The sequence below is a fragment of the Streptomyces sp. NPDC029164 genome, from assembly GCF_055563995.1.
The window spans coordinates 157,413-179,818 of the sequence record NZ_JBVHWW010000003.1; the positions used below are offsets into that span (position 1 = coordinate 157,413).

The window sequence follows — 22,406 nt, forward strand, 5'->3', positions numbered from 1 at the left end:
CGAACACGTGGGAGCGCGGGTACCCGGAGGACGTTACCGTCACCGCCAGGGGCTGCTGACACCCGGCCCGCAGCAGTACGGGCCGCCCCCTGCGTCGGGCGGCGGCCCGCACTGCTGCGTTCAGGCCTCGCCGGGCTGAAGGCGCGGCCGAGCGCAGCGGACGCGCCGTCCGCCCTCCGGGTCGGGGAGTTGGACGACCACGCGCAGGTCAGTGTTCCGAGGTCACCGGACGCCGCCGACTGGGAAGGCGCCGTCCGCGCATGGGTGGCTGCCGGACCGGGTGCGCCGCATCGGCTATCGGATCGGACCCAACGCTGATGCGGAAGTCCGCTCAGCGGCGAGCTCCAGCCGGACCAGCCGCACGCCGGCCTCAGGGGACCTGCCGTCAGTCGCCCTGGGCCCAGCCGGGCTCACCGAGTGATCATCGCCAGGGGCGAGGCATCTGGTGGCTTAGGTGCTCAGCAGGTGGGCGGCGCCCAAGTAGACGTCGGGGGCGGATTCGGGCTGGGCGACGTCGCATGGCCGACGGTGATCCGGGGGAGGGTCCCACCAGCCTGCGAGGGAGCATGTGATGGAGAGGCAGTTGCAGAACTTCCTGTACCGGAATCCGCAGTTCTACGATGAGGTGTACGGCGACAGTCACCACCTCGATGTCGCGCTGTGCGAGCGGGCTTTCCGTCGGTACCTCGGCGGTACGCCGGCTTCGCTGCTGGATGTCGGCTGCGGCACGGGTGAGGACGTCGCCCACTTCGCGGCCGATGGCGTGGACGCGGTGGGCGTGGACCTGCAGCCGCAGATGCTGCGGCGAGCGTCCGAGAAGTTCCCCGGTGCCCTGTTCATCGAGGCGGACATGCGCCGCCTGCGCCTGGGTCGGTCCTTCGACGCGATCATCAGCTTCGGCTACGCCATCGCCAACCTCCACAGCGACCAGGACATCGCCGCGGCCCTGCGGTCCATGGCACGGCACGCGAAGGCCGGCACACTTCTGATCTTGGAAACTCTCGCGTTCCAGCCGGACAGGGCAGTCGCGCTCCCCTCACGGTTCACCATCGATACCCCCGAGCTCCGCGCCACGGCACAGGTCCACTACGAGGTCGATCCCGGCAGCCGTCTCCTGGATCGTCGGCGCACGTGGCAGGACGAGGCGGGAACGCCGACTGCGGAGGACTTCGCCCGGTTCAGGATGCTCGCCCCCGAGGAGCTCGAGCAGGCGCTGGGAGCCGCGGGCTTCGAACTGCTGGAACTCCACGACCGTCAGTCCCCGGACGGGGAAGGTCTCTTCAGCGGGGTGATGGTGACGGTCAGCCGCTACACCGGGATTCCGTAGAGACACAGGGGCCGGCGGCATTGTCAGGGCGGATGCGTGAGACGTACCGGACGGCCCCGATCCCGTACAGCCGAAAGGTGCGCCGGTCGCATGGGATGTGTCGGGGGTGACTGGATGGCGGGACTGCCGCAGTGGCGGGGTGCCAGCCGCCGCAGGCTCGGGGTTGATGAGTTGGGGGAGTGGCTGTGCCGGTGCAGGGTGTGGACGTGCTGGTGGTCGGCGCTGGGGTGGTGGGCCGTTCGGTCGCGTTCGCGCTGGCTTCGGCGGAGCCGACCGTGCGGGTGGTGCTGGCCGGCGACATGAGCGGTGCGGGGGCGTCGGGTGCGGCGGGCGCGATGCTTGGCGCCCTGGGGGAGGTCACGGGGCAGACAGCGCGGACTCGGCACGGGCGGCTGCGTACCGAGCTTGCGGTCACGGCCGCCGCCCGGTGGCCGGCCTGGCGCGAGCGCGTACGTGCCCGAGCGGGCGTCGGTGCCCCGCCGGTGGACGGGTACGGCGCCGGCACGTTCGTCCTCTTGAACGGGGTCTCCTCGCGTCTGGACGACGCCTCGTTCACCGCCATCGCCCAGTCGGCGGCCGACTACGGGCTGGGATGTCAGGAGACCGGCCCGTCGGACATCCCCGGATACCACCCGCTGGACAACGACCGTGCCCTGCGGGCCTGGTATCTGCCCGAGGAAGGCTTCCTCGACGCCCGGGCCTGGCTGGCCACCCTGGACGCCGCCCTGGCCGTACTGCCGAACGTGATCCGCACCCCGGCCGGCACCCTCACCGCCCCGCCCGACCGCGGCTACCTCCTCGACACCCCCGCCGGCGTCTTCCGGGCACCGCGCGCGGTGGTGGCGGCCGGCGCCTGGACCACCCCGGTCCTCGAAGCCCTGGACCCGCACCTGCCGGTCGTTCCGGTCCTGGCCGCGGCCGGCACCGCCCTCACCGTCGCCGGGCGCCAGCCTCTTCCCGCCGTGATCCGCACCCCCAACCGGGCCTACGCCTGCGGGCTGCACACCGTCCCGCAGGCAGATGGATCCCGCTACATCGGCGCCAGCGCCCACCCCTGCCTGACCCCCACCCCCCATCCCACGGCCGGAGCCCTGCGCTTCCTCCTCGATGCCGCCCTCGGCCAGCTCGACCATCACCTGGCCACAGCCGCAGTCGTGCACACCCACCACGGCAACCGGCCCCTCGCCCTCGACGGGCACCCCGTCATCGGCCCCACCCCCAAGGACGGCCTCTGGGTGGCCTCGGGCACGCACCGCGACGGCCTCCACACCTCCCCCCTCATCGCCACCGCCCTCGCCGACGCACTCCTCGCCTCCGACGGCACCGCCTGCGCGCTCCCGGGCCCACTCGCAGCGTTCACCCCATGCCGCCCGCTGATCACCGACCTCACCGCCAAGGAAGCGGCCACCGAGGCCGCAGCACACCACGCGGCGCTCGCGGCCGAAGCCCGGATGCGTCCCCCGCTGACCGGGGCCTGGCCCCGGATGCTCGCCGACGCCTACCAGGGCCTGATGGACCGCGCGTACGCGGCCATGCCCGACGGCTACGTCCCGCCTCCGGACCTCGCCCCACTGGCCTACGAGAGCAGCGGACCGGCCCTGGCCGAACTGGCCGCCGCCCACCTGGACCGCCACACGGCCCACTTCGGGTAGGGGCGGCGTGACCCGAACACGCCGCCACGTCCCGGCCGCCAGAGCACCCGTGACATCCAGGCGCGGCCAGGCCCCCGTCGGACGCCCGGCGGGGCAGTGAACCGGCTGGCAGACCTCGGCCGGGAAGGCGTGTCTTCCGTGGATCACGACCCGTGCATGCAGTTCCTTCCCTGGCGGCCCGGCCCGGCGCGGGGTTAGGGGCCAGCAGCCCTGGTGGTCACGGTGACGTCCCCGGGGGATACCCGCTCCCACGTGTCCGAGACGCCGCCGTTCGCGACGAGCAGCGTGAGCCAATCGACCATGTGGGGCGTGTACCGCATGTGGCAGGAGCATCCATCCGCGTGCCACCCGCAGAGCCAGTCAGGTGCCCCAGACCCATCGGGCCGTGTCCTGGACCAGGGGTCTTCGTTGCAGCAGGCATGAAGAAGATCATCACTGCTGCCGCGCTGGTCCTTGTCGGTATCGGCCTTGCCACGCCGGCGCACGCAGACAACGACTCCAACTTCGGCGGCGGCGTCAACGCCGCCAACAACTGGAACTTCACGGCCGCAGCCGTATGCCTGCAGGAAGTCGCTGTGGTGCCCGTCCTCGGCGACTGGGTGGGTGATCACGCCAACAACTGCTCCAACGGCAACGTCATCGACCACTCGAACTAGCGCGGCACCCGCAGAGCTTTCACGGGCCGCGGCTACCCACACTGTTTGAGCACATCGACTTCTGCGTACAGTTCCGCGCGGCCGGTCGGCTTCACCGGGGCCAACTCATCCACTGAGGTGTGCCCGGTGCCGACCGGCTCATCCGCTGATCGTTTCTATTCGTCCCTAGCAGCCCCGGTCCGCGCAACTGGCCGGCGCGTTGCTCCAGCGTCGAGGGCGAGGCCGCTCCGACGTATGGCGTGCTGGCGGCCGGTCGGCGTCGGCCGGAGATCTGCGGTGATCGGGCGCGGCCGTGCGGGCCGGCTTCAGGTAAGCCGACGACAAAGTGCGGATGACAAACGGCCGCTCCGTCGTGGTCACCGGTGGAAGCACCGACATGGGCCTGGCGGCACGGTGGCACCCGGCCCGTAGCGGCTGGACATGGCCTGCGGACGCGGATACACCAGTGACCTGATGGCCCGCACAGTCCAGCAGGTGATGGCGGTGGACCTCGTGGAGGACCACATCAAGCAGGCCCGCGAGCGTTTCGGTACCAATCCCCGCATCCACTTCGTCGTCGCGGACGGGGGTGGGCGGAGCCGGCCAAAGCAATACGGTCGTTGCTGAGCGGGGCAGGGGCTGCCTCGAAAGGTGACCGGCGAGGTAGGCGGGGGATGCGCTCGGTACCGGCTTGGCGGTGTACTCGACGGCTTCGCCGAGCGGGCGGTGGAGGACCTCGTGGAGGAACCCGCCGCGGTTGTCCTGGGGATCGGTTCCGTAGAGGGCGCTGTGGGCGGAATGGAGCCGAGCGCGTGGGGCAGCCCAGGCCAGGCCAGGGCGAGTTGATGGGGTACTTCCACGCGATAGCTTCAAGCGTTCGGCGGTGGTCGGCCCCCCGCCGCCCACGGACCGGAACGCAGCGCGACGGTGGCGTGCGCGCGTGCCTCGGGTAACCGGTCCCGCGTCAGCGCCCCCGGCGACTGCAACAACACCCCGCTGCCGGGGCCCGACCGGCGTGAATACAGGCCCGGCGCCCATCGAACTTCTACTCAAAGGCGGCCCCGCCTTTCCTTGCATAGGGACCGGGCACCGACTCCGCGGCATGCGCGAGCATCGGCTCCACCGGCGGCCTCAGCGTCACCCCAGGGCCTGCCTCACGGCCGCCCCTTCTCCAAGGTTGCCCAGTGGCCCCTGCGCCCCTTCGGTCGTCCGCCCCCTGCTGGGCGTCGTCTTGGAGAGCACCGGCTGACTGCTGTGTGCGGGATCTGGCGGCAAGGTGAGCGGACTGACGTCTCGCTCCGGTTCGCGTAAGCAGGCCCTACGGTTTGGGAATCAGGCGATTCGGGAGCGCAGGACGTCGGTGCAGAGCCTGCCCAAGGTCAGGGTCACCGGCGAGGGGGGAAGCAGGGCTGAAGCCGTTGCCCACGCGTCGCGGACCATCTGGTCGGCCTCGTCCGCGCACTGGTCGAGGGCCCCGCAGTCGGCGATGCGTCGTGCGGCACGGGCCGCGGCCTCCCGGGCCAAGCCGGAGCGCACCTGGTGCCAGAGGTGGCGGGCTTCGTCGCGGGGGAGGTATGCGACGGCGTGGACGAGAGGGTAGGTGACCTTGGCGTTGAGCAGGTCTTCGGCCACGCGTTTGGTCATGGTGTCCTGGCTTGTGACGCCGCGCAGGTCGGCGACGTCATCGGTGATCTGGTAGGCGGTGCCTACGGCATCGCCCAGTGCGGCGAGCGCGTCGCACTGGGCAGGGCTGGCCGCGGCGACCAGGGCGGCGATGCGGAACGCCGCAGCGACGGGCGCGCCGGACTTCAGCCGGTGGGTGAGGGCCACCAGCTGCTTCAGGGTTCCGGTGTCCCCGGTGTCCAGCGCGGCGGTCATTTCCTCGTGATGTCCCTGGAGGTCGAGGGCCTGCCCGGTGTGCGCGGCTTGCAGGGCGTTGAGGTAGGCGTCGTACACGTTGGTACGCAGGCGGGGGTCGTCGGGCAGGGTGCGGCGGATGGCCCGGTGCATCGCGAAGTAGGCGGCGGTGCCGGCGTTGATGGCGGTGGCGGTGCCGTGGACGAGGTGGGCGCTGGGGTGTCCGCGACGCAGTGGAGCTCCGTCCTGGATGTCGTCGATGATCAGTGACCCGGTGTGCAGGAGTTCGCAGGCCGCCCACAGGGGTCCGTAAGGGCGGCTGTCGGCGCCCAGTGCGTCGATCACGGTGGCCGCGAGCTTTGGCCTCCAGCGCCGGCCGCCGTGATCGACGGTCTGGCGCACCGGTCCGATAAGCGCCGCGTGCAGCCGCGCCTGTAGGCGTTGGGCGGTTGCCGGCAGGAGGCGCTCCGTGCACGCCGCGGTCAAAAGGTCGCCGGTTGCCTCGGGTTGTGGCAGTGCCGGGTAGAGGTGGTCGATGTCCCGTTCCAGCCACTCCGGTGTGCGTCCGGCCTGGTCGTCCAGCTCCTGGCACGGCCCGAACAGGGCGGCACCGTATCGGTGGGGACCGGGAAGCCGGATGCCTTGCGGGGTGTCGGGGAGTGTGACGGCGGTGTGCTGGCTGTCCGGCGGCGTGATCGTCTCGCGGCTGAGTTCGCCTTGCTGTCCGGGGGGCACGTGCGTCTCCATCTACTCGGGGCGGAACATGCCTGTGTCCGCTGCTGCGGGTGCGGTGCGCGGGCCTGGCGCCGTTGCCGGCGGCTGTGGCCGCGTCAGCATCAGATGCCCTTCTGTACCCGTCCGGGACCGCCAGCGGCGTCGGCTGCTTTCCCCTTGCCCACGGTCTGCGCCGGGAGCCGTGCCGGTGTGCCGCGTGGGCGGGGTCGCTGGTAGGAACGGGTGCGCAGGGAGAAGATGAGGACTCCTGCGGTGGCGGTCAGTGCGAACCACACCAGTCCGCGGGCCGCGTACGCGCCTGGCCACGCGTCGGTGAAGGCCGCGGCATAGGCAGCCTGGGACGGTCCGTTCAGGGGAAGGAGCGGCAGGCCCGGCTGGTCGGCCGGCGGGTTCATGCCCGGGCTTTGGAGCCCGTTGTCGATGATGCTGGCCATGATGATCGCGAAGAAGCCCTCCAGCTCGCCCCGCAGGAGGGAGCCCAGCATGATCCCGATCCCGCCGAACGCGGCGTTCGCCGTGAACAACGCCAGCACCAGTGCCCCGAACTGTTCCTGGTCGAAGGACAGGTGAAGCAGTACGGCCGTGTATGCCGCAAGCACGGCGGCGATGACGACCAGGGCCGCCACCTTTGCCGTCATCAGGTGGCGCCGCCGGTATCCGGCCAGGACCAGGCGCCGGTCCAGCGGCCCGGATTTCAGCGCCTCCATGAACGTCATGAAGCCGGCGATCACGGTGACCGCGTTCATCGCGCTGTTGACCTGGGTGGTGTGGTTGTTGTCGGCCTCGATGTAGCCGCCGGCCGGGAACACCTGGAAGTGCAGTGTCACGTGGTAGCCGTATGTCCGTGTGAGGAAGATCCACAGCAGCGGGAACGTGACGGCGAGGACCAGCGCGAGGCGATTGCGCACATGGGCCGCGAGCACGAACCGCAGCGCCGTCGTGAAGGACGTACCGAAGGGGCTCACGCGGCGCGCACCCCCTCAAGCAGCACGCCGTCGCGCAGTTCGTAGACCCGGTCGAAATGCCCGAGGTCGTGGACGAGATGCGAGACCACGACGACAGCCTGACCGCCGTCGCGCAGATCCCGTGCCAGGCGCCAGAACCTCTGATGGGTGTCCCAGTCAAAGCCTTGGTAGGGCTCGTCCAGGACCAGCAGCGTCGGCTGGTGCATCAGCGCGAGTACCAGGTTGAGCTTCTGCCGGGTCCCGCCCGACAGCGTCCCGGCCCGCTGCTCCAGCACGCCCTTGCCGCCGAGCACCGCCCATAGTGCCCGCGCCCGCGCCACGTCGGGCAGCCGGTAGGCCACGCGGAACAGCTCGAGATGCTGGGCCACGCTCAGCAGAGGGTTGACCACCGTGTCCTGCGGGCAGTACCCCACCTCGCCCTCCCGGTGCACTGTCCCCCGGTCCGGTGCAAGCTCACCCACCATCGTGCGCAGCAGGGTGGTCTTGCCGGCACCGTTCTCCCCGACCACACCGACCAGGGAGCCGGGTTCGACCACCACATCCACGCCGCGGAGCACCGCATGGCGCCCGTAGGATTTCCACACCCCCGTCATGCGCAGCGGCGGCCCCGCCCCGGACGTGCTTCGATTCCGATCCGCTCGTGATCCACTTCTCACAAAGTAGCCCAACGAGGAAATCGCGCGCCGGACACTGAATCCGTGACCCGTGCCTGTGGCCCAAGCAGCCATTGCCCAGCGGGCTGCTCGAATCCTTCCTCGTACTGCGGATGCATGAGCGGTTGACCTGCGACGCCGGGCTTCAACGGCCGGGCTTCAGAAGAACCTCTGCGATTGCCGCACCGTTAAGTCCCATGGGCAGAAGAAGGCATGCGGAGGATGGCGCGTGGGCGACGGCGTGCAGAGCCTGCCGCCGGATCCCCTGCCGCAGCACGCGCAGAGCGCTGCCGCTGGTCGGCGCACAACTGCGGTCATGGCTATTCGCCCCAGACCGGCAGGTGTGTGAACACCTCAACACCGTCGGAGACGGAGAAGGACAGGCGCCGATGCCTCGCACGCTCGATGCACTGCGTCGTGCCTTTTGGAAAGGGGTCGGCACCCGTCTCTTCCGACAGATCTGTCCGCTGCTCCTGCCGCCGATCGACCGGCTGGTCTCCCGGTGCACCGGGGGACGGTGGATGCCCAGCAGCATGGCCTTGTCCACCCTGCTACTGCACACCACCGACCGTCACGGCCACCCCAGGAACACTCCCTTGGCCACAGCTCAGTTCGGGCAGGATCGCTTCCTGGTCATGGGAACCAACTTCGGCCGTCCGCGACATCCAGCCTGGTCACAGGACCTCCTGCGCCAGCCCGCCGCCTTCGTGACCTGGCACGGCCAAACCCTCTCCGTCCATGCTCGTCAGCTGACCGCGGAGGAACTCCATGCTGCCCGCCCCAGCATCCTGGCGGCTGTACCCGTCTTCGATGACTACGCGGCCACCAGCGGCCGCGACATCCGGGTCTTCCTGCTCACCCCGGCCCACGATGCCCACCCCACCGCCGCAGGTGACTTGGACCAGGCCGCGTCGTTGAGCTGACGTGCGAGCACGACACGACCAGACCCCCCACCCTCCCCGGCCCAGCAGCGCCCGCGACACGCCGGTCGCCGTCATCACCGGCGCAGGGCGTGGCCTGGGGCACGCCATCGCACGCCGGCTCCACCGCGATGGCTACCAGCTGGTCCTCGGCGACGTCGACGGGCCTCGGGTTCGGGCGGTAGCCGCCGAGCTGGGCCACCAGCACACCGCCGTGGAAGCGGACGTCACCGACCTGGGCGCGTCCGATCGTATGGCCACTGCGGCGATGGAACGGCACGGCCGCCTGGACGTGTGGGTCAACAACGCGGGCGTGATGCCATTGGGCCGACTTCATGGCCAGGCACCCGACGTGCTGGCCTACACCTGCGAGGTCAACCTCGGCGGCGTCGTACGAGGCTCTCTCGCAGCCCTCGAACACATGCGGCCCCAGGGCAGCGGACACATCGTCAACATCGCAAGCATCACAGCCGTCAAACCCCTGGCCGGATTCGCCGTCTACAGCGCCACCAAGGCCGCAGTCGTGTCCTTCTCCCAGAGCCTGAGGCGTGAACTCCGTCAGGACGGCATCCATGTCACCGCCGTCCTCCCTTACATGATCACGACCGCCATGACCCCCGGCATCGAGCCACGTCTGCTGCGCCCGCTGGAGCCCGCGCACGTCGCAGAAGCAGTCGCGCGGGCGATCATCAAGCCACGCGCCTGCATCTACGTTCCCCGCACCTCACGCTTCTTGACCTGGGCAGCCGTTCTCCCCCAACGCGTTCAGGACATCACCGACAACGCCCTGCGGATGGACGACGTCGCCTCGGGCGCCGGAACCCACGTCCGCACCGACTACGACACTGAACTCAGCGCACGAACAACCGCCTCCTGCCTCCCCGGCGGCCGGCTCGCACCTACCGAGGCTGGGCAATGAAACCGGCGATCAGTTCGGAGGAGCGCCGGGGAGCGAGTCGTCCTCTGCCCCCCATGCCGCTGATGGGCCATCAGGTAAGTCGGCATCTGGTCAACATCAGTCCCCAAGCGTTCCAAAGTGGCTGACCGATTGGACGCCTGGTCGGCGGCGTCACGACAGGCTGGTTCGCGCGAATGCGCAGGCCGGGAGCCTTCTCGTCAGAAGGTGCCGATGTTCCTAATAATCTTCGATCTGACGCGTGCGCCGATGTACAGTGAAGGACGCCCTTGACCTGCATAAAGCTGGCAGGGAGCCGTCTTCCAGGAGTTCAAAATGCTGCGCACCATGTTCAAGTCCAAGATCCACCGGGCCACCGTCACCCAGGCCGACCTGCACTACGTCGGCTCCGTGACCATCGACGCCGATCTGCTGGACGCGGCCGATCTGCTGCCCGGGGAACTGGTCCACATCGTGGACATCACCAACGGGGCCCGGCTGGAGACCTACGTTATCGAGGGCGAGCGCGGCTCCGGGGTCATCGGGATCAACGGGGCCGCCGCCCATCTGGTGCACCCCGGCGACCTGGTCATCCTCATCAGCTACGCACAGGTCGAGGACGCGGAGGCGCGGGCGCTGAAGCCCCGCGTCGTGCACGTGGACGGCGACAACCGGATCGTCGAGCTGGGCGCGGATCCCTCCGCCCCGGTGCCGGGTACGGATCAGGAGCGCAGCCCCCACGCGGTGGCTGTCTGACGGGAGTCGGGGACCATGCCGCAGAGCCAGAGCACACCGATCGGGTTCCGGGACGAGCGCAAGGCCGGACGGCTGCTCGCCGTGGAGGGTGGGGCGGTGGTCGGACACATCGCCTACTTCGTGCTCGCCGAGGCGCCCCACGCCCTGGTGGCGGTGCACACCGTCGTCGAGCCGGCCCACGAGGGCCGGGGCATCGCCGGGGGGCTGGTGCGGACCTTCTACGGGATCGCGGCCGCCGAGGGCGTGCCCGTCGTGCCGCTCTGCCCGTACGCGGCGAGCTGGGCCGCCAAGCACCCCGACGAGGCGCCCGAGCCGGCCGCCGAGGTCGTGGCGGCGGCCAAAGCCCGGCTCGCCGCGGACTCCGACCTCTGGTGACGGAACCGGGCCTGGTCCTGCTGCACACCTCGCCCGTGCACGTCCCGGTCTTCGACGCGCTGCGCGACCGGCATCATCCGGGAGCCGTACTGCGCCACCTGGTGGCGCCGGAACTGCTGGAACGGGCCCGCGCCGAAGGGCCCCGGGCGGTGGCTCCGGCCCTCCTGGCCCTGCTGACCGGCGCGGGGCCCGCGCCCGTGCTCGTCACCTGTTCGACCATCGGGGCGACCGCGGAGTCGCTGGCTCCGCGGCTCGGTGTCCCCGTGCTGCGGGTGGACCGGCCGATGGCGGCCGCGGCGGTGCGCACCGGCGGGCGGATCGCCGTACTGGCCGCCCTGGAGTCCACGCTCGCCCCGACCGCCGCGCTGCTGGCCGAGGAGGCGGGCGAGCGGAGCGTGTCCGTCCGTACGCATCTGGTCGCCGGGGCCTGGGAGCGCTTCGAGGTGGGGGACACGGCCGGGTACCTGACCCGCGTGGCCGCGGCCGCCGACGCCGTCACCTGCGCCGACGTCATCGTGCTCGCCCAGGCCTCCATGGCCGGGGCCGCCCGCCTGACCACGAGCCCGGTCCCGGTGCTGTCCAGCCCGGCGCCGGGCCTGGCCGCCGGTCTCGCGCTGCGTCCGGCGCCGCTGTAGGGGGCATACCCGCCGCCATCGCGGGAAACTGAACAACATGGGACGAAACGTAGAGCAGACGCAACCGCCGGTCCCGGGACCCGGCCCGTTCCCCGATCCGGAGCCCATGCCGCGGCCCGTGCCGCCCGTGCCCGCCCCGGTGCCCGAGCCCGACCCCATCCCCCCGCCTCCGGGACCCGCGCCGGTCCCCCAGCCCGGGCCCCTCAGCCAGTGACGGCCGGTGCCGGGCGTCAGTCGGTGCGGACCTCCGAGCGGTCGCCGCTCCAGAGGGTGTGGAACGAGCCCTCGCGGTCGGTCCGCCGGTAGGTGTGCGCCCCGAAGAAGTCCCGCTGCCCCTGGGTGAGGGCCGCCGGCAGCCGTTCGGCGCGCAGGGCGTCGTAGTACGCGAGTGAGGCCGCGAACGCCGGGACCGGGATGCCCTGACCCACGGCGGCCGCGATCACCGCGCGCCAGTCGTCCTGCGCCGCGCCGATCTCGTCCGCGAAGCCCGGGTCCGCCAGCAGGCTCGCGAGGTCCGGCCTGGCGTCGTACGCCGCCTTGATCCGGTCGAGGAACGCGGCCCGGATGATGCAGCCGCCGCGCCACAGCGAGGCCATCGCGCCCAGGTCCACGCCCCAGCCGTACTCCTCGCTGCCCGCGCGGATCTGGTGGAAGCCCTGCGTGTACGAGACGATCTTCGACGCGTACAGCGCCTGCTCCACCTGCGCGGCGAAGGCCTCCGCCGCCTCCGGCGCGAGCGCTGTGGCGGTCGGGCCGGCGAGCCCGCGGGCAGCCGTCCGCAGGTCCGTGTGGCCGGAGACGGCGCGGGCGAAGACCGCCTCGGCGATCCCCGACACCGGCACGCCCAGGTCCAGGGCGATCTGCACGGTCCAGCGGCCGGTGCCCTTCTGCTCGGCGGCGTCGGCCACCACGTCGACGAACGGGCCGCCGGTCGCGGCGTCCGTGTGCGCGAGCACCTCGGCGGTGATCTCGATCAGGTACGAGTCCAGGCGTCCCCGGTTCCAGCCCCGGAAGGTCTCCGCGATCCGCGCGGGGGAGTAGCCCGCGACCTCGCGCAGCAGGTGGTAGGCCTCGGCGATCAGCTGCATGTCGGCGTACTCGATGCCGTTGTGCACCATCTTGACGAAGTGTCCGGCGCCGTCGGGGCCGACGTGCGAGACGCACGGCGTGCCGTCCTCGGCCTTCGCCGCGATCTTCTCCAACATCGGGCCGAGCGAGTCGTACGACTCGGCGGAGCCGCCCGGCATGATGCTCGGGCCGAGCAGCGCGCCCTCCTCGCCGCCCGAGATGCCCGCGCCCACGAAGTGGATGCCCTGCTCGCGCAGCTCCCTCTCGCGGCGCCGGGTGTCCTCGAAGTGGGCGTTGCCGCCGTCGATGATGACGTCGCCCTCCTCCAGGAGCGGGGCGAACTCGTGGATCACGGCGTCGGTCGGCTCACCGGCCTTCACCATGACGACGATGCGGCGGGGGCGCTCCAGCGCGTCGACGAACTCCTTCGCCGACCCGGCGGCGACGAAGGTGCCCTCGTGCCCGAATTCCTCCACCAGGGCCGTGGTCTTGGCGGCGGTCCGGTTGTGTACGGCCACCGTGAATCCGTTGCGGGCGAAGTTCCTGGCGAGGTTGCTGCCCATGACGGCGAGCCCGGTGACGCCGATCTGGGCTGTGCTGGTGCTCATCGTTGCGCTCCTGCGTGCTTCGGTGTGCTTCCGTGTGCGGGACTGCCGACGCTACCGCCACGCGGCCGCCCGTGGATCTCCTGACAGGCAACACACCGTCAAGTACCGCTGGCGAGCGCCCCGTTGCGCCCCTTGTCATGCCCTGTTCGCAACGTTAAGTTGTGCGGTTCCTGATGTCTTCGATGGGGGCTCCCATGGGTGTACGGGGCCGGCACCGCCGGTATCAGCCGAGCAGCATCAACCGGGCCTCGCTGGCCGTCACCGCCGGCGGCGCGGGGATGGCGCTCCCGCTCATCGGCGCCGGGGTCGCCCACGGCGCGACCGTGGACACCTGGGACAAGGTCGCCGCCTGCGAGTCCACCAACAACTGGCGCATCAACACCGGAAACGGCTACTACGGCGGCCTCCAGTTCAGCCAGAGCACCTGGCGGGCCTTCGGTGGCGCCGCCTACGCGCCGCGCGCCGACCTGGCCACCAAGGACCAGCAGATCGCGGTCGCGGAGAAGGTCCTGAAGGGCCAGGGGCCCGGGGCGTGGCCCCAGTGCGGCAAGAAGGCCGGCCTCACCCGCAGCGGCCCGGCGCCGGCCGTCGCCCCGCAGGCACCCTCGCAGCCCAGGGCGCAGTCGGCGGCGCAGCCCAAGGCCGTGGCGCCGGCCCAGCCGGCGAAGGCGGCGGCCCCGGCCCAGGGCGCCACGCCGAGTCCGACGGGGACCTCCGTCCTGCCGAACCCGTACGTCGTCGCGCCCGGCGACTCGCTCTCCGCGATCGCCACCGAGCAGCACGTCGACGGCGGCTGGCAGGCGCTGTACGAGACCAACCGGGCCACCGTGGGCGCCAACCCGAACCTGATCTTCCCCGGCCAGCGGCTGACCCTGCGGATCACCGCCGGACCGGCCAAGCCGCCCACGGAACCGTCGACGCCGCCGCCCGCCAGGCAGGACCCCGAGAAGCCGCCGCGGACCGCCGACCCGGTGAAGCCCGTGGAACCGGCGGCCGAGAAGCCCGCCGAGAAGCCCGCCGAGAAGGCCGCACCGCCGAAACCGGCCGAAAAACCAGCCGAAAAGCCGGCGGAGAAGCCCGCGCAGGAGCCCGCCTCAGCGCAGCAGAAGCCGGCCGCGGGCGGTTTCTCCGCCCCCGTCGACGCCGCCCTCGGCACCGCGTACCGCATCTCGGGCTCCCACTGGTCCAGCGGCTACCACACGGGCGTCGACTTCCCCGTGGCGACCGGCACCACCGTCAAGTCGGTCGGGCCCGGCCAGGTCGTCTCCGCCGGCTGGGCGGGTGCCTACGGCTACCAGGTCGTCATCAAGCACACCGACGGCCGGTACTCCCAGTACGCCCACCTCTCGGCCCTCGGCGTGAAGGCCGGCCAGCAGGTCTCCGGAGGCCAGCGGATCGGCCGCTCCGGCTCGACCGGCAACACCACCGGCCCGCACCTGCACTTCGAGATGCGCACGGGACCCGGCTACGGCTCCGACATCGACCCGCTGAAGTACCTCCGGGGCCACGGAGTCCGCATCTGACCCCCGCACCAGCGGGGGCACGGCCGTGAGCAGGACCAGACCGGCCGCCGCCACGAGGGCGCTGGCCACCGCCGCGGCGGTGCCGGCGGCCCCGTAGCGGAAGCCCTCGTGGAACAGCGTGATGCCGACCGTCGCCGCGACCACCGGGTTGATCACCGTCACGGTGGCCAGCGGCGCGGTCAGCCCCGCGCCGCGGTAGGCCGCCTGCGACAGCAACAGGCCGACGGCCGCCAGCGACGCGATCGCCACGAGGTCGGGCCACAAGCCGCCCAGCGCCCCGGGGGCGAAGTTCTCGGCCACCGACTTGGTGAACACGGAGGCCATGCCGAAGGCCGTACCGGCGGCCGCGGCCAGCAGCACGCTGTGCAGCACCGCCCGGTGCATCCGGTGCGCCGCCACGAACAGCACGGCCACCGCCGCCCCGGTCACGGTCAGCAGCACGTTCCGCTCGCCGCCCCCCAGTGCCTGCTCCGCCCGCCCGTCCCCGCCGGTCAGCGCCAGCAGCCCGGCGAGGCCCACCGTGGCCAGCACCGCCCCGCGCCAGGCCGCCGCGCCCGCCCGGCGCCGCACGAACACGGCCGCCAGCGGCAGGGCGAAGACGATGGTGAGCGCGCCGAGCGGCTGCACCAGGCTCAGCGGTCCGTACGCGAGTGCGACCACGTGCAGCAGCGCACCGAGGCCGTTCAGCCCCACCGCCACCCACCAGCCGCCCCGCCGCAGCGGGGCGTACGGGCGGTCCGGCGTGCTCGCCGCGACCCGTTCCTGGACGATCGCGCCACCCGCGTACGCCAAGGCGGACACGAGACACAGCAGGACCGCCGGCGCCAGTGCACTCATAAGGTCCACAATGCCCGACCCATCTGCGCTATTCCTCCGCCCACAGGTGGTCACCGGTCATACTCCCGGCGTAGTACCGGAGTACGCCAGCGTGGCCCTCACCGAGGCGGGACGACGACCCCTACGGAGCCCGCGACTCACCACCGCAGCCCCCTACGGTGACCGCCCGCTCGCGGTCCGTGAGGATCGCGGGAGCGGGTTTGGCTCCGGGCGCGTGGGATCCGTACAGTTCCCCTTTTGAGGACTTCCGCAGCAGGCGGATGCGGACGAGTGATCAAGGAACGCAGCGGCCATGACGGTGACCGAAGAAAGCCGGCAGCAGGGGCAGGACTACGGGCCGGGCATCGACCCCGAGCGGCTGGCGCTCTGCCTCAGCGTGCTCGAAGAGCTGGACGAGATCGACGTCGACCACCCCGACGCCATCGCCGTCCGCCGCGCCACCGCCGGTGTCTACCGCACGGTCAAGCAGCGCCGCCGCCAGGAGCGCCGCGCCGCCAAGACCGCCAACGACAAGGCCGTCACCGAGGCCACCGCCACCGGCTCCGCCGAGCGCATCGACGACGAGACCGAGGGCATCCTGCCCTCCTCGGTCACGGAGGCCGGCCGGATCGCCGGGATACTCCAGCGCCCGCGCTCCTGCTACGTCTGCAAGACGCGCTACGTCGAGGTCGACTACTTCTACCACCAGCTCTGCCCCGAGTGCGCCGCCGAGAACCGGGCCCGGCGCGAGGCCCGCACCGACCTCGCCGGCAAGCGCGCGCTGCTCACCGGCGGCCGGGCCAAGATCGGCATGTACATCGCGCTGCGGCTGCTGCGCGACGGCGCCCACACCACGATCACCACCCGCTTCCCCAAGGACGCCATCCGCCGCTTCAAGGCGATGGAGGACTCGGCGGAGTGGATGCACCGCCTGGAGGTCGTCGGCATCGACCTGCGCGACCCCGCCCAGGCCGTGGCCCTCGCCGACCAGGTGGCCGGGGCCGGCCCGCTCGACATCCTGATCAACAACGCGACCCAGACCGTGCGCCGCCTGCCCAGCGCCTACGCGGCCCTGGTCGAGGGCGAGGCCGCCCCGCTGCCCGCCGGTGAGCTCCCCGCCCACCAGGTCATCGGCGCCTTCAACTCCGGCGCGGTCGACGGCCTGGCGGCGCTGCCCGTCGGGGTGAGCGGGCTCGAAGCGCAGAAGGTCGCCGACCTCGCCCTGGTCGCGGGCAACGCCAGCCTGGAGCGGCACCTCGCCGGCACCGCCATCGACGCGGGCGGCCTGCTGCCCGACGTCGTCGACAGCAACACCTGGGTGCAGACCATCGACCAGATCTCCCCGGTCGAGCTGCTCGAGACCCAGCTGTGCAACTACACGTCGCCGTTCATCCTGATCAGCGCACTTCGGCCGGCCATGGCGGAAGCCGCCCGGAAGGCGGCCAGCGGGCGTGCGTACGTCGTCAACGTCTCGGCGATGGAGGGCGTCTTCAGCCGCGGCTACAAGGGCGCGGGCCACCCGAACACCAACGCCGCCAAGGCCGCGATGAACATGGTGACGCGGACCAGCGGCCAGGAGATGTTCCAGGCCGACCGCATCCTGATGACCTCGGTCGACACCGGCTGGATCACCGACGAGCGCCCGCACTTCGACAAGCTGCGCCTCGCCGAGGAGGGTTTCCACGCCCCGCTCGACCTGGTCGACGGCGCGGCCCGGGTCTACGACCCGATCGTCCGCGGCGAGCTCGGCGAGGACCTGTTCGGCGTCTTCCTGAAGGACTACGCCCCGGCGAACTGGTAGTCCCGGCGGCCCCGGGCCACGACGTGCCCGCGATCGACCCCCTCGGCGAACCGAGGGGGTCGATCGCGTTCCCCCACGGGGCTCTAGGCCCGGCAGGACCCGGCCGCGACCAGTTCCAGCAGCGGCCGCCAGTCCTCCAGCACGCCCGCGTCCAGTGCCGATCCCTCGGCCGCGTCGTGGGCCTGGCGCAGGGTGGCCACGGCGTCGGCCTCGTCCCCCGCTTCCCCCGCGTCGTCACCGGTTCCGTCAGCCGGTGCGTGCAGCCGTAGGAGCCGGGCCACCCGCTCGCCCAGCAGCGGGCGCACCGCCTCCGCTGCGAGTACGGCGTGTCGCGCTCTGTCACCCGGACGGAGCATGTGGCCGATGCCGTGCAGCAAGCCCGCGAGCTGCAGTTCCTTGTCGGAGGGGCGGGAGCGGCGAAGCAGCGCCGCCGTCCGCAGGGCGTGGTCGTCGTGGCTGCCGTGCAGCAGTTCCATCAGCTCCACCACGCTTGCGACGTACGGCACTTCGGCCTCCGGCACTCCGGACCTCGACACCGCCGACCCCCTCCGTAGCGCCTCGCGCATCCGGGTCCGAGCACATCACCCGTCACGTACCCGCCGACCTACGACTTGCTGAACTCGGGACGAAACTAAGAGGGCGCAGCGGATTTTGCCTTCCTATCGAGCGGAGGTCCGCTCATATGTGTACTCTGGGGCATCAAGACGGCCCCCATCCGGGCCGCGCTCCACTAAGGCGCCACCGCGTCCGGAAACCCTTTATCCCTTGCCCGGCTCGCGGTCCGCTTGCCGGGTTACGCGACACAAAGGAGTGCGCGGTGACTGAGAAGACCAAGCCCGAACCGACGGCCATGGAGCGGACGGTGACGCGGGCGAAGCCCCGGACCGATGAACTCGGCAGCCTTGAGGTCTGGGCCCGATCCGCCCCGATCCGGCTGGCCGGCTACGAGGACGACCTGGCGGAATCGCACATCCTGCCCGGAATCGACTGATCCGCAGAGCAGCGCAGCGCGCCCCCGGGCCGATCGGCACCGGGGGCGCTGCCCTTCCCGGAAGGTTCCCGTCCCGCCTACGCCCTGAGCGTCATCGCCGAGGGCGATCACCGCTTCCCCCGCCCCACCCTCCCCGGGCAGGCTGGCGGGCATGAAGCTGCTGATGCTGGGTGGTACCGAATTCGTCGGACGCGCGGTCACCGAGGACGCCCTCGACCGGGGCTGGCAGGTGACCGTCTTCCACCGCGGACACCACGCGCCCCCGCCGGGCGCCGCGGCCCTGCACGGGGACCGCACCGCCCCCGGCGGCCTGGCCGCCCTCGCCGCGGGGGGGTGGGACCTCGTCGTCGACACCTGGGGCGGCGCCCCCACGGCGGTGCGCGACAGCGCGCGCCTGCTGAGCGGCCGCGCCGGGACGTACGCCTACATCTCCAGTCGCTCGGTGTACGCCTACCCGGCCCCCGCCGGCCAGGGGGAGGACGGCCCCCTCGTCGAGGGCTCGCCGGACGCCGGGTCGACGGCCTACGCCGAGGACAAGAGAGGCGGCGAACTCGCCGCAGTGGACGCCTTCGCGGACCGTGCCCTGCTGGTCCGCGCCGGCCTGATCCTCGGCCCGTACGAGAACGTCGGCCGGCTGCCGTGGTGGCTGAACCGCACCGCACGCGGCGGTCCGGTGGTCGCCCCCGGCCCCCGCGGACTCCCGCTCCAGTACATCGACGTACGCGATCTCGCGCGCTGGACCCTGGACGCCGCCGAGGCCGGGCTCGGCGGCCCGTACAACCTGGTCTCCCCGGTCGGGCACGCCACCATGGGCACCTTCCTGGATGCCTGCGCCGCCGCCACCGGCGGCGGCGACCTGCGCTGGACCGACCCGGAGGTGATCCTGGCGGCCGGCGTGGAGCCGTGGACCGAGCTCCCGGTCTGGCTCCCCGAGGGCGAGCTGCACGACCACATGTTCGGCGGGGACGTGACCAGGGCGCTGGAGGCCGGCCTGAAGTGCCGGCCGGTCGAGGAGACCGTGGCCGACACCTGGGCCTGGCTGCGCACCCTCGGCGGCGTCCCCCCGCAGCGGCCGGACCGGCCGGCCCCCGGAATCGACGCCGAGCGGGAGGCCGCGCTACTCGGGCTCTGACGGCCAGGCGTCCGCGAGGCGGGTCGGCGGGAGGTACTCGCGCACCAGTGTGCGGTGCCACCAGGCCCCCGTCTCGCGCAGCTCGCGCCAGGTGGTGAACCGGTAGCGGTAGAGCAGGGCCCGGACGTAGACGGGCGGCGCGTCCGGGAACGGGTTGTGGCGCAGCAGCCGCAGGGTGTCCCGGTCGCCCGCCAGCAGCCGCTCCACGAACGGCCCGAACCAGTCCCGCGCGTAGCCCGGGGAGATCGCCGCGAACCACATCAGCCAGTCCAGCCGCAGGTGGTACGGGGCGAACTGGCGTGGGACCCTGCGCAGTTCGGTCGGCTTTCCCCGGAAGCCGTACTCCCGCCAGGTGCCGCCGTCCTCGTGCGGCACCCGGTCCGCGGTGCCCTCGACCACCACCTCCATGCGGACCCGGCCGACCGAGCCGAAGGCCCCGTAGGTGTTCACCAGGTGCAGTGCGTCGAAGGAGCGGTTCATCACCTGCCGGCGCGAGATCATGTTGAGCACCGGGAGGCGGCTGAGGAAGAGCACGAGGGCGGTCACGGCGCAGACGAGGACCACGAACCACACGGGAGCCCCCCGCGAGGCGGCGGCCGGCGGAGCGCCCGCGAGCCCGGTGAAGTCCACGGCCGAGAGCGCCAGCGTGATCGTCAGCCAGTTCAGCCAGGCGAAGTTGCCGGACAGCACCAGCCACAGCTGCGTCGCGACGATGATCCCGGCGGCGTACGAGGCCACCGGCTGCGGGGTGAACAGCAGCACCGGGACGACCAGTTGGGCCACGTGGTTGGCGGCGCACTCCACCCGGTGCAGCGGCTTCGGCAGATGGTGGAAGAACCAGCTCAGTGGCCCGGCCATCGGCTGCGTTTCGTGGTGGTAGTAGAGGCAGGTCAGCTTGCGCCAGCAGGAGTCCCCGCGCATCTTGATCAGCCCGGCCCCGAACTCCACGCGGAAGAGCACCCAGCGCAGCAGCCACAGCACCAGCACCGGCGGCCCGGCCCGGGCGTTGCCGAGGAACACGGCGAGGAAGCCCACCTCCAGCAGCAGCGATTCCCAGCCGAAGGAGTACCAGGTCTGCCCCACGTTCACGATCGAGAGGTAGAGCAGCCACAGCAGGGCCCACATCGCCATGGCGGCGCCCAGCGGCACCTCGTCCCCGGCCCCGGCGGCCAGCGCCGCGGCGAGTGCCGCGCCGGTCCAGGCGCAGCCGGCGAAGAAGCGGTCCGAGTAGTGCAGTTGGAACAGGCTCGGGGCGCGCCGGAAGGGCACGTACCGCACGTAGTGCGGGACGGGCAGCATGCCGTGCGCCCCGATCAGGGCCCGGAACTGCAGGGCGGCCCCGACGAAGGCGACGAGGTAGATCCCGGCCAGGGCCCGCTGGAAGACCAGCCGGGCGAGCCAGTATCCGGGCGCCGTGAACCAGTCCATCGCCTCCAGTATCGACCGGTCAGGCGGTGGTGGCCAGCTTGCGCAGGCGGTGGCCCAGCCAGCGGGCGTAGCGCAGCTGGAGGAAGGGGACCACCGGGCCGGCGAGGCGGGTGTACCAGGTGTTCGGGCGGCTGAAGGCGGTCACCGTGAACCACACGGTGCCGTCGGCGTCCATGTCCACGATGAAGGACTCCTCCCCGCACTCGGGGTGGCCGGGCCGGGTCCCGTAGGCGAAGCCGATGCGGGCGGGCTCGTACGCCGTCCAGATCACCTGGCACGGGGCGTCGATGCGCAGCGGCCCGAGGCCGATCCCGACGACCACGCGGCTGCCGGGCCGGACCGCCCCGGCATCGGCCCGTATCCGCATCCCGGAGGTCCGGTGCGCGTGGAAGGTGGTCACGGCGGTGCCCGCGGCCTCGAAGACGGCCCGGCCGTGTCCGAGGCGGGTGCGGTGGTTGAGGTGGTGGTATCCGGCGGGCAGCGGCCGGTGGGCCGTCGCGCCCTTGTCGGGATAGTTGACGGTGTCCCGGCCGGCGCTGATGAGGCGGGTCATGGCGAGGTCTCCAGTCGGTGAGCGGTCAGCGGTGGATGATCAGCGGTGGATGATCAGCGGTGGGTGACCGGCGGTGCGTGGTCGGCGAGGGAGAGTGGTCGGTGGTGAGCCGGCGCCAGGCCAGTACCGAGCAGAGGGCGAATCCGAGGGCGTTCCCGAGGCCGTGGGTCGCGGCCATCCAGGTCAGCGTGGGGTGCACGATCCCGGTGGCCTCGCCGGCCGCCCACCACAGGGCGAGCAGCATGGTGGCCACCAGTACGGCCGCCGAGGTCGCGAGCAGTGCCCGCGTGCCCCGGTCCCGGGCCGCGGGCCGGATCTCCCGCCAGGTCAGCAGGGCCACGGCCCACATCCCGCCGGTCAGCACCACCGCGCCCACCAGCTCCGCCCAGTCGTCGACGAAGTAGCCGAGGAGCACGAGCAGGGTGCCGGCCGGGACGCTGTACGCCGCCCAGCGCGAGAGCCCCGTCGCGGGCCGGTCCCGGACGGCCCGGCACACGAGCCCCGCCACCATCGCGGCCGCGAACCCGGCGAAGTGGAAGTGCGGCACGGTGAGCGCCAGGATGTCGAGGTCGAAGCCGAAGAGCCGGTAGCCGGCGCGCTCGGCGACCAGCGCGGTCCCGGCGATCGAGGGCGAGACCAGCGCGGTGGCGACGGCGATCGCGGACGGGTCCGGGAGGCACCCGGGGGGACGGCCCCGCAGCAGCCTGACCGGGGCCCGGGCCGCGAGCGCCAGGCAGGCCGCCGCGTAGAGTGCGGCGAGCGCCGAGGCGGGCAGCCCGCGCGGCAGCCACAGGCAGAGCGCCCCGGGGGCGGCGAGCAGCGGCCAGAGGCGGGCGGTCCGGCGGAGCCCGGCCGGGTCGATCAGGCGCAGGCCCGCCGGGACGACGTAGAGCATGCCCAGGGTGACGATCACGTTCACCAGTACCGACACCCTGGACTCCCCCCAATGCTGCGGCCGAACGCCTTGAACGCGTTCAACTCACGGTGATGACCTTACGACCTTCCTTGAACATGTTCAAGACGCTGCTCCGGTTGCGGCTCTCGCGCACATGCGGCAGACAGGAGGGAGCAACCGGGGCGA

At 72.0% G+C, this 22,406-nt stretch carries 21 protein-coding genes and 1 pseudogene; 13 read left to right on the top strand and 9 right to left on the bottom strand.

The window, feature by feature from the left end; genetic code table 11:
• Window positions 1-571: 571 nt before the first annotated feature.
• From ACZ4VT_RS04820 to ACZ4VT_RS04835, 4 genes are all read left to right on the top strand, one after another.
• On the top strand, window positions 572-1,327 hold the full coding sequence (locus tag ACZ4VT_RS04820; RefSeq protein WP_467946639.1) for a class I SAM-dependent methyltransferase: 756 nt from the start codon (window positions 572-574) through the stop codon (window positions 1,325-1,327).
• Between the two features lie 185 nt (window positions 1,328-1,512).
• A complete protein-coding gene (locus ACZ4VT_RS04825) occupies window positions 1,513-2,979 on the top strand; it encodes an NAD(P)/FAD-dependent oxidoreductase (RefSeq protein ID WP_467946641.1) in 1,467 nt (488 codons plus the stop codon).
• A 419-nt stretch (window positions 2,980-3,398) separates the two neighbouring features.
• Window positions 3,399-3,635 (top strand): hypothetical protein, encoded by a 237-nt coding sequence (locus ACZ4VT_RS04830; protein ID WP_467946643.1) that lies wholly within the window; start codon window positions 3,399-3,401, stop codon window positions 3,633-3,635.
• A gap of 420 nt (window positions 3,636-4,055) precedes the next feature.
• Window positions 4,056-4,241, top strand: coding sequence for a class I SAM-dependent methyltransferase (locus ACZ4VT_RS04835; RefSeq protein WP_467946645.1), 186 nt, complete (start codon window positions 4,056-4,058; stop codon window positions 4,239-4,241).
• Window positions 4,242-4,946: 705 nt separating this feature from the next.
• On the opposite strand, the gene ACZ4VT_RS04840 is transcribed toward ACZ4VT_RS04835, so the two are convergent.
• From ACZ4VT_RS04840 to ACZ4VT_RS04850, 3 genes are all read right to left on the bottom strand, one after another.
• Entirely contained in the window at window positions 4,947-6,206 is a 1,260-nt protein-coding gene (locus ACZ4VT_RS04840; RefSeq protein ID WP_467946647.1) for a polyprenyl synthetase family protein, read from the bottom strand.
• Between the two features lie 101 nt (window positions 6,207-6,307).
• A complete protein-coding gene (locus ACZ4VT_RS04845) occupies window positions 6,308-7,171 on the bottom strand; it encodes a hypothetical protein (RefSeq protein ID WP_467946648.1) in 864 nt (287 codons plus the stop codon).
• Entirely contained in the window at window positions 7,168-7,764 is a 597-nt protein-coding gene (locus tag ACZ4VT_RS04850; RefSeq protein WP_467946650.1) for an ATP-binding cassette domain-containing protein, read from the bottom strand. Before ACZ4VT_RS04850 ends, ACZ4VT_RS04845 begins: the two co-directional genes overlap by 4 nt.
• Before the next feature lie 449 nt (window positions 7,765-8,213).
• Here ACZ4VT_RS04850 and ACZ4VT_RS04855 point away from each other — a divergent pair, with 449 nt between their 5' ends.
• The 5 genes from ACZ4VT_RS04855 (at window position 8,214) to ACZ4VT_RS04875 (ending at window position 11,405) form a co-directional block, all read left to right on the top strand.
• Entirely contained in the window at window positions 8,214-8,747 is a 534-nt protein-coding gene (locus ACZ4VT_RS04855; RefSeq protein WP_467946651.1) for a nitroreductase/quinone reductase family protein, read from the top strand.
• Between the two features lies 1 nt (window position 8,748).
• Window positions 8,749-9,663, top strand: coding sequence for an SDR family NAD(P)-dependent oxidoreductase (locus ACZ4VT_RS04860; RefSeq protein WP_467946653.1), 915 nt, complete (start codon window positions 8,749-8,751; stop codon window positions 9,661-9,663).
• A 312-nt stretch (window positions 9,664-9,975) separates the two neighbouring features.
• A complete protein-coding gene (panD, locus tag ACZ4VT_RS04865; protein WP_030717564.1) occupies window positions 9,976-10,395 on the top strand; it encodes an aspartate 1-decarboxylase in 420 nt (139 codons plus the stop codon).
• A 15-nt stretch (window positions 10,396-10,410) separates the two neighbouring features.
• Complete coding sequence (locus tag ACZ4VT_RS04870; RefSeq protein ID WP_467946656.1) at window positions 10,411-10,770, top strand: GNAT family N-acetyltransferase; 360 nt, start codon at window positions 10,411-10,413, stop codon at window positions 10,768-10,770.
• A complete protein-coding gene (locus tag ACZ4VT_RS04875; RefSeq protein WP_467946657.1) occupies window positions 10,767-11,405 on the top strand; it encodes an aspartate/glutamate racemase family protein in 639 nt (212 codons plus the stop codon). The genes ACZ4VT_RS04870 and ACZ4VT_RS04875 overlap by 4 nt, the downstream gene beginning before the upstream one ends.
• 230 nt (window positions 11,406-11,635) lie before the next feature.
• Here ACZ4VT_RS04875 and gndA read toward each other — a convergent pair whose 3' ends face one another.
• Complete coding sequence (gene gndA, locus ACZ4VT_RS04880; RefSeq protein ID WP_467946659.1) at window positions 11,636-13,081, bottom strand: NADP-dependent phosphogluconate dehydrogenase; 1,446 nt, start codon at window positions 13,079-13,081, stop codon at window positions 11,636-11,638.
• Between the two features lie 194 nt (window positions 13,082-13,275).
• Here gndA and ACZ4VT_RS04885 point away from each other — a divergent pair, with 194 nt between their 5' ends.
• Entirely contained in the window at window positions 13,276-14,604 is a 1,329-nt protein-coding gene (locus ACZ4VT_RS04885; RefSeq protein ID WP_467946661.1) for a transglycosylase family protein, read from the top strand.
• 96 nt (window positions 14,605-14,700) lie between these two features.
• On the opposite strand, the pseudogene ACZ4VT_RS04890 reads toward ACZ4VT_RS04885, so the two are convergent.
• Window positions 14,701-15,441 (bottom strand): annotated as a pseudogene (locus ACZ4VT_RS04890) (DMT family transporter); the annotation flags it as partial.
• A 292-nt stretch (window positions 15,442-15,733) separates the two neighbouring features.
• Here ACZ4VT_RS04890 and ACZ4VT_RS04895 point away from each other — a divergent pair.
• Window positions 15,734-17,221 carry an SDR family NAD(P)-dependent oxidoreductase gene (locus ACZ4VT_RS04895; protein WP_467946662.1) on the top strand — a complete coding sequence of 496 codons (1,488 nt, stop codon included), beginning with the start codon at window positions 15,734-15,736 and terminating at the stop codon, window positions 17,219-17,221.
• 83 nt (window positions 17,222-17,304) lie between these two features.
• On the opposite strand, the gene ACZ4VT_RS04900 is transcribed toward ACZ4VT_RS04895, so the two are convergent.
• Window positions 17,305-17,697: an HD domain-containing protein gene (locus ACZ4VT_RS04900; RefSeq protein ID WP_467946838.1), complete on the bottom strand. Its 393-nt coding sequence runs from the start codon at window positions 17,695-17,697 to the stop codon at window positions 17,305-17,307.
• 341 nt (window positions 17,698-18,038) lie between these two features.
• On the opposite strand from ACZ4VT_RS04900, the gene ACZ4VT_RS04905 reads away from it, so the two are divergent.
• Window positions 18,039-18,212 carry a hypothetical protein gene (locus tag ACZ4VT_RS04905; RefSeq protein WP_467946852.1) on the top strand — a complete coding sequence of 58 codons (174 nt, stop codon included), beginning with the start codon at window positions 18,039-18,041 and terminating at the stop codon, window positions 18,210-18,212.
• Window positions 18,213-18,363: 151 nt separating this feature from the next.
• Entirely contained in the window at window positions 18,364-19,344 is a 981-nt protein-coding gene (locus tag ACZ4VT_RS04910) for an NAD-dependent epimerase/dehydratase family protein (protein ID WP_467946664.1), read from the top strand.
• Here ACZ4VT_RS04910 and ACZ4VT_RS04915 read toward each other — a convergent pair.
• From ACZ4VT_RS04915 to ACZ4VT_RS04925, 3 genes are read right to left on the bottom strand one after another with little or no spacing between them, the layout of a single operon-like run.
• Complete coding sequence (locus tag ACZ4VT_RS04915; protein ID WP_467946666.1) at window positions 19,330-20,772, bottom strand: lipase maturation factor family protein; 1,443 nt, start codon at window positions 20,770-20,772, stop codon at window positions 19,330-19,332. The genes ACZ4VT_RS04910 and ACZ4VT_RS04915 overlap by 15 nt on opposite strands.
• A 19-nt stretch (window positions 20,773-20,791) precedes the next feature.
• Window positions 20,792-21,325, bottom strand: coding sequence for a DUF1990 family protein (locus tag ACZ4VT_RS04920; protein ID WP_467946668.1), 534 nt, complete (start codon window positions 21,323-21,325; stop codon window positions 20,792-20,794).
• Between the two features lie 25 nt (window positions 21,326-21,350).
• A complete protein-coding gene (locus ACZ4VT_RS04925) occupies window positions 21,351-22,256 on the bottom strand; it encodes a YndJ family protein (protein WP_467946670.1) in 906 nt (301 codons plus the stop codon).
• Window positions 22,257-22,406: the final 150 nt, after the last annotated feature.

What these genes read in the sequence shown, in the direction of transcription:
- ACZ4VT_RS04920 (WP_467946668.1), bottom strand. Translation starts at nt 21,325, where the DNA reads ATGACCCGCCTCATCAGCGCCGGCCGGGACACCGTCAACTATCCCGAC.
- ACZ4VT_RS04855 (WP_467946651.1), top strand. Translation starts at nt 8,214, where the DNA reads ATGCCTCGCACGCTCGATGCACTGCGTCGTGCCTTTTGGAAAGGGGTC.
- ACZ4VT_RS04830 (WP_467946643.1), top strand. Translation starts at nt 3,399, where the DNA reads ATGAAGAAGATCATCACTGCTGCCGCGCTGGTCCTTGTCGGTATCGGC.
- gndA (WP_467946659.1), bottom strand. Translation starts at nt 13,081, where the DNA reads ATGAGCACCAGCACAGCCCAGATCGGCGTCACCGGGCTCGCCGTCATG.
- ACZ4VT_RS04835 (WP_467946645.1), top strand. Translation starts at nt 4,056, where the DNA reads ATGGCCTGCGGACGCGGATACACCAGTGACCTGATGGCCCGCACAGTC.
- ACZ4VT_RS04915 (WP_467946666.1), bottom strand. Translation starts at nt 20,772, where the DNA reads ATGGACTGGTTCACGGCGCCCGGATACTGGCTCGCCCGGCTGGTCTTC.
- ACZ4VT_RS04885 (WP_467946661.1), top strand. Translation starts at nt 13,276, where the DNA reads ATGGGTGTACGGGGCCGGCACCGCCGGTATCAGCCGAGCAGCATCAAC.
- panD (WP_030717564.1), top strand. Translation starts at nt 9,976, where the DNA reads ATGCTGCGCACCATGTTCAAGTCCAAGATCCACCGGGCCACCGTCACC.
- ACZ4VT_RS04910 (WP_467946664.1), top strand. Translation starts at nt 18,364, where the DNA reads ATGAAGCTGCTGATGCTGGGTGGTACCGAATTCGTCGGACGCGCGGTC.
- ACZ4VT_RS04870 (WP_467946656.1), top strand. Translation starts at nt 10,411, where the DNA reads ATGCCGCAGAGCCAGAGCACACCGATCGGGTTCCGGGACGAGCGCAAG.
- ACZ4VT_RS04895 (WP_467946662.1), top strand. Translation starts at nt 15,734, where the DNA reads ATGACGGTGACCGAAGAAAGCCGGCAGCAGGGGCAGGACTACGGGCCG.
- ACZ4VT_RS04900 (WP_467946838.1), bottom strand. Translation starts at nt 17,697, where the DNA reads ATGGAACTGCTGCACGGCAGCCACGACGACCACGCCCTGCGGACGGCG.
- ACZ4VT_RS04820 (WP_467946639.1), top strand. Translation starts at nt 572, where the DNA reads ATGGAGAGGCAGTTGCAGAACTTCCTGTACCGGAATCCGCAGTTCTAC.
- ACZ4VT_RS04850 (WP_467946650.1), bottom strand. Translation starts at nt 7,764, where the DNA reads ATGACGGGGGTGTGGAAATCCTACGGGCGCCATGCGGTGCTCCGCGGC.